10 protein-coding genes and 1 tRNA gene are annotated in these 14949 nt (G+C 55.4%); 6 read left to right on the forward strand and 5 right to left on the reverse strand.

Translation table 11 applies throughout. The features are described from left to right. Nucleotides 1-75 precede the first annotated feature (75 nt). Nucleotides 76-4794, reverse strand: a complete 4719-nt coding sequence (gene gltB / locus AB4Y96_RS25150) for a glutamate synthase large subunit (protein WP_441920674.1) — start codon at nucleotides 4792-4794, stop codon at nucleotides 76-78. A gap of 454 nt (nucleotides 4795-5248) precedes the next feature. Between gltB and AB4Y96_RS25155 the strand changes: the two genes are divergently transcribed. Next, nucleotides 5249-6298 carry a threonine aldolase family protein gene (locus AB4Y96_RS25155; protein WP_441920675.1) on the forward strand — a complete coding sequence of 350 codons (1050 nt, stop codon included), beginning with the start codon at nucleotides 5249-5251 and terminating at the stop codon, nucleotides 6296-6298. Between the two features lie 278 nt (nucleotides 6299-6576). Here the strand turns inward: AB4Y96_RS25155 and AB4Y96_RS25160 are convergent, their stop codons facing one another. Continuing rightward, a complete protein-coding gene (locus AB4Y96_RS25160) occupies nucleotides 6577-7047 on the reverse strand; it encodes an Hsp20 family protein (protein WP_441920677.1) in 471 nt (156 codons plus the stop codon). Between the two features lie 438 nt (nucleotides 7048-7485). Between AB4Y96_RS25160 and AB4Y96_RS25165 the strand changes: the two genes are divergently transcribed. Then, entirely contained in the window at nucleotides 7486-8463 is a 978-nt protein-coding gene (locus tag AB4Y96_RS25165) for an alpha/beta fold hydrolase (protein ID WP_091878271.1), read from the forward strand. 6 nt (nucleotides 8464-8469) lie between these two features. Here the strand turns inward: AB4Y96_RS25165 and hisN are convergent, their stop codons facing one another. Both hisN and AB4Y96_RS25175 read right to left on the reverse strand, forming a co-directional pair. After that, nucleotides 8470-9243, reverse strand: a complete 774-nt coding sequence (gene hisN, locus AB4Y96_RS25170; RefSeq protein WP_441920679.1) for a histidinol-phosphatase — start codon at nucleotides 9241-9243, stop codon at nucleotides 8470-8472. 250 nt (nucleotides 9244-9493) lie between these two features. Next, nucleotides 9494-10384, reverse strand: coding sequence for an N-formylglutamate amidohydrolase (locus AB4Y96_RS25175; protein WP_441920681.1), 891 nt, complete (start codon nucleotides 10382-10384; stop codon nucleotides 9494-9496). 273 nt (nucleotides 10385-10657) lie between these two features. Between AB4Y96_RS25175 and cpdR the strand changes: the two genes are divergently transcribed. From cpdR to AB4Y96_RS25195, 4 genes are all read left to right on the forward strand, one after another. Beyond that, on the forward strand, nucleotides 10658-11020 hold the full coding sequence (gene cpdR, locus AB4Y96_RS25180) for a cell cycle two-component system response regulator CpdR (RefSeq protein WP_091878276.1): 363 nt from the start codon (nucleotides 10658-10660) through the stop codon (nucleotides 11018-11020). 102 nt (nucleotides 11021-11122) lie between these two features. After that, nucleotides 11123-11197: transfer RNA gene (locus AB4Y96_RS25185), tRNA-Val, on the forward strand. 195 nt (nucleotides 11198-11392) lie between these two features. Further along, nucleotides 11393-12775 (forward strand): peptidase S41, encoded by a 1383-nt coding sequence (locus tag AB4Y96_RS25190; RefSeq protein WP_441920683.1) that lies wholly within the window; start codon nucleotides 11393-11395, stop codon nucleotides 12773-12775. An 88-nt stretch (nucleotides 12776-12863) separates the two neighbouring features. Continuing rightward, nucleotides 12864-13346, forward strand: a complete 483-nt coding sequence (locus AB4Y96_RS25195) for a MaoC family dehydratase (protein ID WP_091878280.1) — start codon at nucleotides 12864-12866, stop codon at nucleotides 13344-13346. A gap of 6 nt (nucleotides 13347-13352) precedes the next feature. Here the strand turns inward: AB4Y96_RS25195 and AB4Y96_RS25200 are convergent, their stop codons facing one another. Next, nucleotides 13353-14531, reverse strand: a complete 1179-nt coding sequence (locus tag AB4Y96_RS25200; protein WP_441920685.1) for an alpha/beta hydrolase — start codon at nucleotides 14529-14531, stop codon at nucleotides 13353-13355. Between the last annotated feature and the right edge of the window lie 418 nt (nucleotides 14532-14949).

Below are 14949 nucleotides of genomic sequence, written 5' to 3' on the forward strand. Positions count from 1 at the left end.
TCTTGGGTCCGGGCAGCATTGGACCCCATGCCGAGCATCATTTTGATGACGCTCGAAGCATGGTGTGCGTTGATTTTATTCCGCTGCGACACCCATCCGCATGCGCTCCATATCTTCGAGCGCGCGGCGATATTCGACCGGCATGACTTTCACGAATTTTGGCCGGAAGGTTTCCCAATTATCGAGAATTTCCTTGGCCCGGCCCGAGCCCGTGTAATGCATGTGGTTCGAGATGAGCTGCACGAGACGTTCCTCGTCATGTCGGGTCATATTACCAGAAACATCGACGCGGCCCTTATGGGCCAGATCGCCGCCGTGATGGTGCAGTTTTTCGAGAATATCATCCTCTTCCGGCACCGGTTCCAGCTCAACCATCGCCATGTTGCAGCGCTGGGCAAAATCGCCGGCCTCGTCAAGCACATAAGCTACGCCGCCGGACATACCAGCCGCGAAGTTACGTCCCGTCTGGCCGATAACCACGACGACACCGCCTGTCATATATTCGCAGCCGTGATCCCCCGTACCCTCGACCACCGCAATGGCGCCGGAGTTGCGAACCGCAAAGCGCTCGCCCGCCACACCACGGAAATAGGCTTCGCCTTCAATGGCACCGTAAAGCACGGTATTGCCGACAATGATGGAGTTTTCAGGCACGATTTTTGTATCATCCGGCGGACGGATAACAATGCGTCCACCGCACAGACCCTTGCCGACATAATCGTTGCCATCGCCGATCAGTTCGAACGAGATACCGCGTGCGAGGAACGCCGCGAAGGACTGGCCCGCTGTACCGTTGAACTTGACCGAAATCGTATCCTCGGGCAGCCCCTTGTGCCGGTAGCGCTTGGCAACCTCGCCCGAAAGCATGGCACCGGCGGAACGGTCGACGTTCTTGATCGGCATTTCGATCTTCACCGGAATCTTGCTTTCCAGCGCCGACTTGGCCTGTTCGATCAGCTTGCGATCCAGAATATCGACAATCGGATGGTTCTGGCGTTCGGTCCAGCGCGTCTTTTCCTCCGGTGCTTCCGGCTTGTGGAAGATGCGGGTGAAATCGAGGCCCTTGGCTTTCCAGTGATCGATCATCTCGCGCTTTTCGAGAAGTTCGGCCTTGCCGACGATCTCTTCAACTTTGGTATAACCCATCTCGGCCAGGAACTGCCGCACCTCTTCCGCCATGAAGAAGAAGAAGTTGATGACATGCTCAGGCGTGCCCTTGAAGCGCTTGCGCAGGACCGGGTCCTGTGTTGCCACGCCAACCGGACAGGTGTTGAGATGGCACTTGCGCATCATGATGCAACCGGCGGAAATCAGCGGCGCAGTGGAAAAGCCGAATTCATCGGCACCAAGCAACGCGCCAATGATCACGTCACGGCCCGTACGCAGACCGCCATCGACCTGCAGCGCAATACGCGAGCGCAAACCGTTGAGCACCAGCGTCTGCTGCGTTTCGGCTAGGCCCATCTCCCACGGGGAACCGGCATGCTTCAGCGAAGTCAGCGGCGATGCACCCGTTCCGCCATCATAACCTGAAATGGTGATGTGATCGGCACGCGCCTTGGCAACACCGGCCGCAACCGTGCCAACGCCCACTTCCGACACCAGCTTGACCGAAACATCGGCTTCTGGATTGACGTTCTTCAGATCGTAAATGAGCTGCGCCAAGTCCTCGATGGAATAGATATCATGGTGCGGCGGTGGTGAAATCAGACCGACACCGGGTGTTGAGTGACGCGTCTTGGCAACCGTCGCATCGACCTTGTGACCGGGCAGCTGACCACCTTCGCCGGGTTTGGCACCCTGCGCAACCTTGATCTGCATCATATCGGAGTTGACGAGATATTCCGTCGTCACGCCAAAACGCCCTGATGCCACCTGCTTGATGGCGGAACGCTCAGGGTTCGGCTTACCATCAGGCAGCGGATAGAAGCGATCCGGCTCCTCGCCGCCCTCACCCGTGTTCGACTTGCCGCCGATCCGGTTCATGGCAATGGCCAGCGTTGTATGTGCCTCACGGCTGATCGAGCCGAATGACATGGCACCGGTCGAGAACCGCTTGACGATGTCTTTGGCTGGTTCAACATCATCAATGGAGACAGGCTTGCGCCCGGTATCGCCAGCCATCTTGATCTTGAACAAGCCGCGGATTGTCTGCGCCCGAGCCGACTCGCTGTTCACCAGATCGGAATATTCGGTGAAGGTCGTGGCAGAGTCCGTGCGCACCGCATGCTGGAGCTTGGCAACCGCATCCGGCGACCACAGATGTGCCTCGCCGCGCATGCGGTAGGCATATTCACCGCCGACTTCCAATGTGTTGAGCAGAACAGGATCATTGCCGAATGCGTCGCGGTGACGGCGAACCGTTTCCTCGGCCACTTCCTCCAGACCAACACCTTCAATCGTTGTTGCCGTTCCGAAGAAGAAGCGGTCAACAAACTCAGACTTCAGGCCAACAGCGTCGAAAATCTGCGCGCCGCAATAGGACTGGTAGGTGGAAATGCCCATTTTGGACATGACCTTGAGAATGCCCTTGCCGATCGACTTGATGTAACGCGATACGACTTCCTTTGAATCCACCTCCGGCGGAAACTCGCCGCGCTTGTGCATGTCGAGCAGCGTATCGAAGGCCAGATAGGGATTGATTGCTTCCGCGCCGTAACCGGCAAGGCAGCAGAAATGATGCACTTCGCGCGGCTCGCCGGATTCCACGACGAGGCCAACCGATGTGCGCTGGCCCTTGCGGATCAGGTGATGGTGGACAGCTGCTGTTGCCAGAAGCGCCGGGATTGGAATGCGGTCCGGTCCGACCTGACGGTCGGAGAGGATGATGATGTTATAGCCGCCATGAACAGCCGCTTCCGCCCGCTCGCACAGGCGCTCCAGCGCACCGGCAAGACCAGCGGCACCTTCCACGACATTGTAGGCGATATCCAGCGTCTTCGTATCGAAGCGATCTTCCGTATGACCAATCGAGCGGATCTTTTCGAGATCGCCATTGGTCAGGATCGGCTGGCGCACTTCCAGACGCTTGCGGCGCGAGGAGCCAACCAGATCGAAAATATTCGGACGTGGCCCGATGAACGAGACAAGGCTCATCACCAGTTCTTCGCGGATCGGATCAATCGGCGGGTTGGTGACCTGCGCAAAGTTCTGCTTGAAATAGGTATAAAGCATCTTCGACTTGTCGGACATGGCCGAAATCGGCGTGTCCGTACCCATCGAGCCGATGGCTTCCTGACCGGTTGTCGCCATCGGCGACATCAGGAGCTTGGTGTCTTCCTGCGTATAGCCGAAGGACTGCTGGCGATCGAGCAGGCTGACATCCTTGCGCAGCGCGCGCGGTTCAACCGGGCTCAACTCTTCAAGAATAAGCTGCGTGTTCTTCAGCCATGTCTTGTAGGGATGGCGGTTGGCGATCTCGGACTTGATCGTGTCATCAGAAACGATCTCGCCCTTTTCCATGTCGATCAGCAGCATGCGGCCCGGCTGGAGCCGCCACTTCTTGACGATCTTCTCCTCCGGCACCGGCAAGACACCAGCTTCCGACGCCATGATGACAAAATCATCATCGGTGACGATATAGCGGGCCGGACGCAGGCCGTTACGATCAAGCGTCGCACCAATCTGGCGGCCATCGGTGAAGGCAACCGCAGCGGGGCCATCCCATGGCTCCATCAGCGCCGCGTGATATTCGTAGAACGCCTTGCGGTCATCCGACATCAGCTTGTTGCCGGACCATGCCTCCGGGATGAGCATCATCATCGCATGGGCGAGCGAATAGCCACCCTGAAACAGGAATTCCAATGCATTGTCGAAGCAGGCCGTATCGGACTGGCCCTCATAGGAAATCGGCCACAGCTTCGAAATGTCGTTACCAAAGAATTCGGAGTCAACAGACGCCTGACGCGCCGCCATCCAGTTGACGTTGCCGCGCAGGGTGTTGATTTCACCATTGTGCGCGACCATGCGATATGGATGCGCCAGCTTCCAGGACGGGAACGTGTTGGTCGAGAACCGCTGGTGCACCAGCGCGACGGCGCTGACAAAGCGCGGGTCCTTCAGATCCTTGTAATAGGCACCAACCTGATAGGCGAGGAACATGCCCTTATAGACAATGGTGCGCGCCGACATGGACACGACATAGAAGTCGCTCTCCTTGCCGCCGTTTTCCTGATAGATGCGGTTCGAGATCACCTTGCGCAGGATAAACAACCGGCCTTCGAAATCCTCGTTGGATTCGATGTTCGGGTTGCGACCGATAAACACCTGACGATGGAATGGCTCGGTTGCAGCGATGTGCGGGGCCTTCGACAACGATGCGTTATCGACAGGAACATCGCGGAAGCCGATGAGCGTCTGACCTTCCGAAGCAATGACTTCCGTGATCACGGTTTCAATATGCGCGCGCTCTTCGGCATCCTGCGGCATGAAGAGATAACCGACCGCGTAATGGTTGACCGCAGGCAGTTCAACGCCCTTCTCAGCCCATTCCGCGCGGAAAAACGCATCGGGAATCTGCACGAGCATACCTGCGCCATCACCCATCAGCGGATCAGCGCCGACGGCACCGCGATGCGTCAGGTTTTCGAGCATGAACAGCCCGTCTTCAATGATCTTGTGGGATTTCACACCCTTCATATGCGCAACAAAGCCAACGCCGCAGGCATCATGTTCATTGCGCGGATCGTACAAGCCTTGTCGGGCGGGAATGCCTGACGATTTATTGGTTTTGACCGCACGAGTCTGTACGGCCTGAGCAAGTTCAGTCGTTACAGATGGCGTCAAATCCGACATCGTCAATTCCTCCATATGAGCCCCTTGGGGCGGTCAATTTCTCGCAGGACGGAATAGCATATATTCCTGTCCCCTCTGGTGCGGCATATCTTCCGTTTGCAAACTGCAGTCACTGTTTTGAGGACGGAAGCACCCTGCTTGCCATCCTCGCCTTGGGATCATGCAAATTAGGACAGCATTGCTGTCATATCCTCATATGCCAGAATAATTCCAAACAAACAAGATGGAAAAGCAAAAAATAACCGCATGGGACGAAATATCCTTGCGCTAAATGTCGCAAAATTATGCCGTTCATTTCGAAACAGGCGTTTTCCGCTAAATATACGAGAGAAAACAGAATGTTTCGCCGGACCGTTCAAAAATCACCGGCAAGAAAGGCACCCCGCTCACCTTTTCAGTCACAGAGGAAAAGCGTAAGCGTGGATATATCAGTTCCATACCCCGAGGTCATTTCATGCATTTTGCATCCGATAATTGGGCCGGTGCCCATCCGAAAATTGCCGAAAATCTGACACGCCATGCGGGCGGTTTTGCTTCGGCCTATGGCACCGGTGATCTCGACCGGTCCGTGCACCAGACATTCAACACAATTTTTGAACGGGAAGTGGCGGTTTTCTTTGTCGGCACCGGCACGGCCGCCAATTCGCTTGGCCAAGCCGCCATGGCCAGACCGGGCGGCATCACCTTTGCCCATCGCGAAGCGCATATGATTGCCGACGAAGCAGGCGCGCCAAGCTTTTTCACGGGCGGAGCACGCGTGCTGCCCTTGGATGGCGCAACCGGCCGTATCGATATTGCCAATCTTAAAGCCGCAATGAACGGCTTTCCACCCGGTCATGTCCACGCCGGCCAACCCATGAGCGTCTCGATCACCCAATCGACCGAAAGCGGGACGATCTATGAACTGGCCGAGATCGCAGCCATCTCCGCAGTCTGCAAGGACAATGGTCTGCCTTTGCATATGGATGGCGCACGCTTTGCCAATGCGCTTGTATCACTTGGATGCACCCCCGCCGAGATGACCTGGAAAGAGGGTGTCGATATCCTGTCGTTCGGCGGCACCAAGAATGGTTGCTGGTGTGCTGAAGCGCTGGTTTTCATGAATCCCGAACAGGCAAAGGATATGCCATACATCCGCATGCGCTCCGCCCAGAACTTTTCGAAGTCCCGCTTCATTGCCGCGCAGTTCGAGGCCTATTTTGCTGACGGACTTTGGCTGGAAACCGCTGCTCACGCCAATGCCATGGCGGCGGAACTTGCCAAACTCATCGGTGCATCGAAGGAGTTGCGCCTCGCCTGGCAACCGCGTGCCAATGAAGTCTTCGCCATCATGAAAAAGCAGACATCGGCAAAGCTGCAATCATCAGGCGCAGCATTCTACGATTGGTTCACGCCCCATGCGGAAAAGGGCCTGTTGGAAGAAGATGAGACAATCACCCGTTTCGTCACCAGCTTTGCCACGACGCCTGAAGATATCAGCCGCTTTGGCGATCTCATCGCGTAAAGAAGCGGCAGAGATGGTGCCTTTTATTTGCATGAGCGTGGATTCGTGGTTCGTGGTGCGTGGTTCGACAAGCTCACCATGAGGGAGAGGGATGGTGAAAGGGAGCCAAATTCTGCAACCTTTATGCTACAATCTTTACGCTGCGATCTTTGCGATTAGCGTTGCATCCTCCCTTTCCCTCATGGTGAGCTTGTCGAACCACGCACCACTGGACATGCAACCCCCGCATAAAAAAAGCGGCGCAATCGCGCCGCTTCTTTCACTCTAGCCGTTAAAGCTTAGTTCGCAGTCTTGGCTTCAATCTGCTTGGCTGTCTTTTCAGACAGGGCAGTGACAGCAATCTTGCGCGGCTTCATTTCCTCGGGGATTTCGCGCTTCAAATCAATGTGCAGCAAGCCATTTTTCAGGCTGGCACCACTGACTTCGACGAAATCGGCAAGGTGAAAGCGGCGTTCGAAAGCGCGCGAAGCAATGCCGCGATACAGCGTTTCAGCATTCTCGTCGGTGGTTTCGGTGCCCTTCTCGCCCGTTACCTTGAGCTGGTTGCGATGGGCTTCGATCTGGATTTCATCTTCCGAGAAACCGGCAACAGCCATGGTAATGCGATAGGCATTCTCGCCAGTCCGCTCGATATTGTAGGGCGGATAGGTCTGAGCACCATCTGGCTGGGCCAGCGAATCAAGAATAGTGAAAAGCCGGTCGAAACCGACGGTCGAACGATAGAGTGGGGAAAAATCAACGTGACGCATAGTAAGCCCTCCTTTAGAGCGACAAGGTTGCGTAATTCTGGTTCTTGATGAGACTCCCTTATTGGCAAGTCCCGCTGAACCAGTGATCCCGTTATGGCGATCACAATAGATAGTTGGTAAAGGGCCAAAGCCATTTCAAGCCCCATTTTACCGCTGAGTTTCACGCCGCATCGGCGGTAAAACGCCTGCCGCGGTGATGAACGCAAAATGAACGCACCCTTCGGGATACGTTCACACGCCCCCTTCTATAAACATATTCATCGTTCCGGATGTAACGTCCCTTCCGTCCGGAGTGTACTGACCGGAAACCCTCCCAAGGGTTTCCGGTCATTTTTTTGCCCAAACGCGGTTTGACCTTTATGTCCGTGCATTTTATCAAATGATGCAAATGCACAGCGCGACTCCCCCATGCGCGGGATGAGGACTGACCGGTAGCCAATGACCCATCCGCTTGTCGAAACAGCAGCCAATCCGACACCGCAGGATGCCCGCGTCGATACTTTGCCGCTGAAAGGTGGCAAGGAACTGCGCTACGCGATTTTTCCAGCCACAACACACCCTGTTCAAGGCACCGTGCTTATCCTGCAGGGCCGCAACGAGTGCATTGAAAAATATTTCGAAACCATCGGCGATATCACCAAGCGCGGCTTTGCCGTGGCCACTTTCGATTGGCGTGGTCAAGGCGGATCAAGCCGGATGTTGCGCGATCCGGCGCGCGGCCATGTCAGAAGCTTCGACCATTATGCCGCCGATCTGGAATTGCTGTTCGAAAACGTGCTTTTGCCCGATTGCCGTGGCCCGTTCTATGTTCTCGCCCATTCCACCGGCGCACTGATTGCGCTTCTCGCGGCTCCGGCTTTGGCAAACCGTATCCGCCGCATGGTGCTTATGACGCCGCTTCTCGACGTCAGGGGCGGTCGTCTCGGCAAAATTCTGTTGAGCGCTGTTGCCAATACCTTGCGGACAACCGGTCTTGGCCGGGTCTATATTCGTGGTGGCAAACCCACGATAAAGCCATTTGCCATCAATGAAGTGACATCCGATGCCGCCCGCTACCTGCGCAACACCGAGATTCTCAAGGCAGCGCCGGAACTCGCCATTGGCGGTCCAACAGCCGGATGGATCGCCTCCGTTGCCAAGGCGATCCGCCGGGTGACACAGCCCGATTATATCGAGGCCATCCGTATCCCGACGCTGGTTGTGGCGGCCGGCGCAGATCAGGTCGTGTCCACACCGGCGATTGAACGGTTCGCAATGCAATTGCGCAATGCCACGCTGATCACCATTGATGGCTCGAAGCATGAAATCCTTCAGGAAAAGGATTTTTACCGCGAACAGTTTTTCGCGGCCTTCGATGCCTTCATTCCGGGAACCGGCGGTGATGTAGCCGAAACTGAAAACGAACAGGCGACCTAACCGCTATCAACGATTTAGCAGTTCCAGCGCCTGCGCGTGTAGTTCTTTCGAGCCTGCCGCCACGATATCGCCAGCCTTTTCAGCCGGACCACCGTCCCAATTGGTGATGACCCCACCCGCCTTTTCGATGATCGGCACCAGCGCGACAATATCGTAGGGGTGCAAGGCTGTTTCCACCACCAGATCGACGAAACCGGCAGCAATCATGGCATAGCCATAGCAATCTGCCCCATAACGCGGCATGCGCACGCTGCGCTCAACCCGGTCATACGCTTCGCGCTTCTTGTCCTTGAACAGCGCCGGTGTGGTGGTGAACAGCGTCGCCTGCGCGATATCAGGGTTTTGCCGGGTTTTCAGCTGACGTGGACCGCCCGGTCCCTCATAATAGGAGGCTGTCCCATCACACATGAAAAGCTCGCCGGTAAAAGGCTGCGCCATGACACCGGCAACCGCATCGCCATCAATGGTCAGACCCGCGAGCGTACCCCACACCGGAAGCCCTGAAATAAACGCCCGTGTGCCATCGATCGGATCGATGACCCAGACATGGGAAGCGTCCAGATTTTCCGAGCCGAACTCCTCGCCCATGATGCCATGATCAGGATAGGTCGCGTTTATCAGTGCGCGAATCGCCCGTTCAGCTTCCTTGTCCGCTTCGGTAACCGGGTCAAATCCGACCTGATATTTGTTGTCGATGGACGAAATAGTGCGAAAACGCGGCAGTGTCTGCTCGGCTGCAACTTGCGCGATTTGCCGTAAAAACGAAAGTTCAATGGCCAAAATGGTTCCTCACGATCAGAATTTTCTCATTTAACTGCATTGTCGGCTAAATTATTGCATTTTTTTTAGGCACATAAATATCATGCTTAAAAAAACGCACAAATTGCTTGACGCTTTGTGCGATGCAGCATAGATTAGTTAACAGACGGGGCGACCTGTCTATGCCCTCCTTGGGCGTTTCCTCCCTAGACTTGGACCGCGCACCTGCGCGGTCTTTTTTTGTTTTCGGGCCAGCAGAGACGTCCCGGCACTATTCCGCAGCAAGCGGAACATCGAGGAAATGGAAGTCGGGCAGCGACACCAGATCGGCCAGAAACTGGCTGATATCCCGCTGCAGCTGATCAAACCCCGATTTGCGTTCATAATTGTGCTCGTTGAGATAGAGCCCGCGATTGACCTCGATCTGCAGCGCATGGAAGCGCTTTAGCGGACGCCCGTAATGCTCGGTTATATAGCCTCCGGCATAGGGTTTGTTGTGGGCAACCGCATAGCCCATTTCGCGTAAGAGATCGATTGCAGCATTGGCGAGCTCTGGCGAACAGCTGGTGCCAAAACGATCGCCGATGATGAAATCCGGTCGCAAACCACTATCGGGGAAGCGAATGCCTGTTGGCATTGAGTGGCAATCAATCAGCACTCCGTAGCCAAAGCGGCTGCGTGTTTCCAGCAGCACCTCGGCAAGCAGCGCATGGTATGGCTTGTAGATTGTGTTGATACGTCCAAGCGCTTCCTCGACGGGCAATTTCTGCGCATAAATCTCCTGCCCTTCGCCGACGAGCCGCGGAATGGTGCCAAGACCACCGGCCACTCGCGTAGAATTTGCGTTGGCGTAGGAGGGAAGCGGATCGGAGAACATTTTCGCATCAAGCTCATAGGGCTCGCGATTGACATCGAGATAGGCGCGCGGGAATTGCGCAGCCAGCAAGGGCGCACCCAGCATGACGCTGGCGGCAAACAGCTGATCGACAAAGCAGTCTTCCGATCGGCGAATCGTTTGTGCATCCAGCTGTGATTGCTTGAGGAAGGCTGGCGGGTAAACCTGGCCGCTATGGGGCGAATTGAACACGAAGGGAATGCGCTGTTCAGCCGGCCGGCGCAGTTCATAGGGCAGCTTGTCGGGGAAATCGCGCTCGAGGGTCATTATTCACTTCGAAGGTTTGCTTGAATATACAGGCACTTTAGAGCAACTTCGCTCCGGAGGGAATTCTTCAACCATCAAAGTACCGGAACTTTTCTGGCGCAGTTGACCTTTCAGAATTCTTCGCCGCCATAACAGCGATCTTCCTCGACTTTTCTGGGGTTCCACCGTATTTTCCGCAAATCATTCACGCGATCTTTACCAAAAAAGCGTCTTGTTAACTGTGATGGGACGCCTGTCTGGGGATGATAAGGCGATAGAAATTCGGACGGACTGATGAAGAGAATCCTTCTAGCAGAAGATGACAATGACATGCGGCGCTTCCTTGTGAAGGCGCTGGAGAAGGCAGGATATCACGTCACGCCTTTCGACAATGGCGCCAGCGCCTATGACAGATTGCGCGAAGAGCCGTTTTCACTGCTCCTCACCGATATCGTCATGCCTGAGATGGACGGCATTGAACTGGCACGCCGCGCATCGGAAATCGACCCGGATCTGAAGATCATGTTCATCACCGGCTTTGCCGCCGTGGCGCTGAACTCCGATTCGAAAGCGCCGAAGGATGCGAAAGTGCTGTCCAAGCCTTTCCACCTGCGCGATCTGGTGAATGAAATCGAAAAAATGCTGGTAGCGGCCTGATCAAAGGCCCTATCCGCCCGCCCGGATGAAGAAAGCCTGGTAACTTCTTCCAACAGCTATTGACGGACTGAAACCAATATGGTGTATGCGCCCCTGTCGGATGGGCGTGTAGCTCAGCGGGAGAGCACTACGTTGACATCGTAGGGGTCACAGGTTCAATCCCTGTCACGCCCACCATCCGAACCCTCCAATCAACACAACTGATGTGAGATTGCCAACGGTGCTATCGCTGGCTTCGATGCACGCGTTTCTGAACCAGTGGTTGTAAAACAACCAGCAGTGACCCTACATTGATGAAATCAATCAGTGGATGCAGAACAGCAATCATTGTGATCGCTCGTGTTGCATTGCGTTAGCCAAAGGGAGGTTTCAATGCGCGCTGGCCCGTTGTCATGGAGGTGCGCTGTACTGGCGCTTTTCGCTTTTGCCTGCATGGCAGATCCGGCCTCCGCTCAGACCAAGCAGGACCAAACGCTCCATTTGACACCCGCACAAATGCGCGAAGACCTCGCTGTTCTCAAAAACCAGTGGGCACCGCTCGACAAGAGCTACACGCCGGAACAGCGGCAGAAATTTGAGCAGATAGTCGATGATGCGGCTGCGGCTGCCGATACACTCTCCACCGAAGATTTCGCGCTTGAGATCATGCGCGCGACGGCCATATCCCGAAACGGCCATACGAGCGCCATGGTCGGCACTCTCCTGCACGATCTGCCGGTGCGAGCCTGGTGGTTTTCCGACGGTCTCTACATTGTTAAAACAGACCCGGCACATGCGGATTTGCTTGGAGCACGTATGGACAAGCTGGGTTCGCTGACACCGGCGGAAGCTTTGAAACGCGTCTCGCCATACATTTCCGGCACTGACCAGCGCATTCGATATCTAAGCGCTACTTTTCTGACCAGTCCTGCTGTTCTCAAGCGTATCGGCGCTGTGGCCAATGATAATGACATTCCTCTGACACTGCGGCTTGCTGATGGAAGCACGCGTGTGGCAAATTTGAGTGCAGTCGCCTCGCCTGATCCTGCTGATGAGCACAAGCCCGCAACGAGGGGGTATTCGGTGCTCATTCCCGATGATGCCAATCTACCGGGCCGTTGGTTACACCTCCTTGACAACAGCAAGGAGCGGTCACCGATTTACGAGAAGCGCGTTGACGTCAACGCATCATGGATCGGTGAAAACAATAAAGTTCTCTATATCCGCAGCAACTCCATGAACAGCATGGATGAAACAGGGTTGCAGCACAAATATGCCAAGATTCTGCAGACATCTATCCTGCCGACGCGGCCGAAATTCATTGTTCTCGATCTTCGCTTGAACAATGGCGGTGATTTCTTCAACACGATTCTCTTTTCGCAGGCGGTGCCACGGCTGTTACCATCAGGCGGGCGTATTTTTGTGCTTGTCAGTCGCTCCACATTCTCGGCGGCAATCGTGACTGCTGCGATGTTGAAGGGCACTGACCAGAACAAAGTGACATTCATCGGCGAAGAGATGGGCGATAAAGGCCAATTCTGGGCGGAAGGCGAAACTGTCACACTGCCGAACTCGCATATTGGCGTTGGCTACGCGACGCAATTTGAAGATTATGAAAAAGGCTGCACTGACCCCGATAAATGCTACTGGGCCGCGGTCGCTTTTGGTCCAAAGAATATTTCCCTCAAACCCGACATCAAGATCGATGTTACTCATGCTGACTATGCATCTGGTCGTGATCCCGTTCTTGAAAAAGCCCTCGCTTTGTCAAAGTGACGACAGGAAAGATGACATTTGGCTCATAAGGGGTTATCGACAGCAAAATCTATGATCTGACCCAAAACGTTCGGAAAGCCCAGAAACCATGAAAGAACCGATCACGCTCAAGCAGTTGAAGGCCGGTATCGGCACAGAAATGGGCTGTTCGGAATGGCGCGTGGTCAGCCAGGATATGATCAACAAGTTCGCCGACGCGACGGATGATCACCAGTTCATCCATACGGACCCGGAGCGCGCGGCGGAAACGCCTTTCGGCGGCACCATTGCCCACGGCTTTCTGACGATCTCGCTCCTGTCGACGCTCGCCTATGAGGCTCTGCCGATGATCGAAGGCGCGACCATGGGCATCAATTACGGTTTTGACAAAGTGCGGTTCATGGCCCCGGTCAAATCGGGCAAACAGGTGCGCGCCCGCTTCAAGCTGGTGGATGCGGATATCCGCCCTTCCGGCCGCGTGCTCAACAATTACGAAGTAACACTTGAAATCGAGGGCTCGATCAAGCCGGCGCTGGTCGCTAACTGGCTGACCATCGCTGTTCTCGAACACCCGCCTGAGATGGACGACTGATCTGGCTCAGGCTGCCTCAACAAGGCGGCCTGCATCGTCGAGGGGCGCGGCGCTGTCGTTCTCGACAAGTGCCTGAAAAGCGAACGGCCCCTGCACGAACATGCCCATATCGTAGGGATTGCGGATCTGGGCGCCCTTCAAAAACAACAGATGCATTTTGAAAAAATTCTTCCGCGCCCGCGCATAACGCTTGGCGCTGTGGATGTGCTTGAAGCGAATGCGCCGGATCAGCGGTTCATTGCGCGGGATAATCCCAAGCGCTTTCGCCGGGTTGGATTTATAGAAATGGACGATATCGGCAATCGTCTGATATTCGGCCCAGAAAACCGGCGTTTCCTGCAACACAACCCTGATATCCTCGCGCAGCTGCGTTGCACGCGGGTGAAAGGCAATCATCAGCAGGCATGAGCCGATGGAAAGTAAGGAAATCGGCTGCTGTTTGATGAGTTGCGGGGCGCTGCGCCAGACATCTGCAATCGCCTCCACGGCTGGAACAGTGCCGAGACTATGCCCGATGATCACGACCTCATCCGCATCGGTTTCCTGTAATTTCCGCGTGAGATGCTCGGCAAAGGCCTTGCGCCGCGCCAGCAATGCCGGGTTGCGGCTATAAATCCGGTCGGAAGCAGCCGCCCAGTCATCAAGCAGATAGGACAGGAACACCTTTTCACCCGGCCAGCGGATCAGCAACCGCGCCATGATGAGCGCAAGGGGAACAGTCCAGATCATGTGATAGGAGCTGAATCCACCGAACAACGGCCCAAGACCGACGAGGAGTGCTACCAGTGAAATGAAGCAGGTGAGCACAAAGGGCCACATGAAGAAGATGCAGAAGCGCCAGCTGGTTCTTAAATACCGCCAGAAGGTGCCCGTGAGCAGAATATCGAGAAACGCCATCAGCCCGGTGGCAAAGCGCGCAACAACATTGCGCGCCGAATAGGCATCGAACACGTCAGCCGTGCCATATTGGCAGAATTCGGTTTCAACAGCCCAGTTTGCGCCAGATGTTTCCAGCCGCATGGAAGCAATGTTCGGCCCCTCCGGCAGCATGGGACTTGCTTTGGTTTTGGCATGCCAGAGACTGTTGAAATCAGCGGCAGAGTTCAGATAGCGCCCGCGCACTGCATCAGGGTGCAGACCTTCATAGCCTGTGAAATTGATAACAAGGCGCTTTTTGACAGCCATCGAACACTCTCGCGACGCGACCGCGCGAATCGGCAGCCACCGGCATCCTCTTTATGGCAAAGGACGGCGCAATTGTGATCGACAGCCTCACCGGGGAGCAATCTGTACACTATTATTATGTGGGGCTGTCAAATACTGCGTATTCGGCAAAAAATACGATTATTGCATTGTTCGTGGTTCGTGGTTCGTGGTTCGACAAGCTTGTCTGTTAGAGATGGTATAATGTGAAGAGGTCCACGTACCCTTTCCCGGCACGTGGACCGATTGACAGGATGCCGTTTCGACAAGCGGACATTGCAGTCCGATGGTGAGCAAGGCCCTGTCATTCGATGACACCCGAACAGTTGCAAGGGGCACCGACCCCGTATGACAAGCCAGGGAACCTCATCATGACACAGTTTGATCGTTTTGTCGGCAT

It is taken from the genome of Phyllobacterium sp. TAF24, assembly GCF_052113785.1.
In the GTDB taxonomy this organism is placed as follows: Bacteria; Pseudomonadota; Alphaproteobacteria; order Rhizobiales; family Rhizobiaceae; genus Phyllobacterium.

Bases quoted from the DNA above. Each gene is read 5' to 3' on its own strand.
- gltB (WP_441920674.1), bottom strand. From the start codon at position 4,794: ATGTCGGATTTGACGCCATCTGTAACGACTGAACTTGCTCAGGCCGTA.
- AB4Y96_RS25155 (WP_441920675.1), top strand. From the start codon at position 5,249: ATGCATTTTGCATCCGATAATTGGGCCGGTGCCCATCCGAAAATTGCC.
- AB4Y96_RS25160 (WP_441920677.1), bottom strand. From the start codon at position 7,047: ATGCGTCACGTTGATTTTTCCCCACTCTATCGTTCGACCGTCGGTTTC.
- AB4Y96_RS25165 (WP_091878271.1), top strand. From the start codon at position 7,486: ATGACCCATCCGCTTGTCGAAACAGCAGCCAATCCGACACCGCAGGAT.
- AB4Y96_RS25175 (WP_441920681.1), bottom strand. From the start codon at position 10,384: ATGACCCTCGAGCGCGATTTCCCCGACAAGCTGCCCTATGAACTGCGC.
- cpdR (WP_091878276.1), top strand. From the start codon at position 10,658: ATGAAGAGAATCCTTCTAGCAGAAGATGACAATGACATGCGGCGCTTC.
- AB4Y96_RS25190 (WP_441920683.1), top strand. From the start codon at position 11,393: ATGCGCGCTGGCCCGTTGTCATGGAGGTGCGCTGTACTGGCGCTTTTC.
- AB4Y96_RS25195 (WP_091878280.1), top strand. From the start codon at position 12,864: ATGAAAGAACCGATCACGCTCAAGCAGTTGAAGGCCGGTATCGGCACA.
- AB4Y96_RS25200 (WP_441920685.1), bottom strand. From the start codon at position 14,531: ATGGCTGTCAAAAAGCGCCTTGTTATCAATTTCACAGGCTATGAAGGT.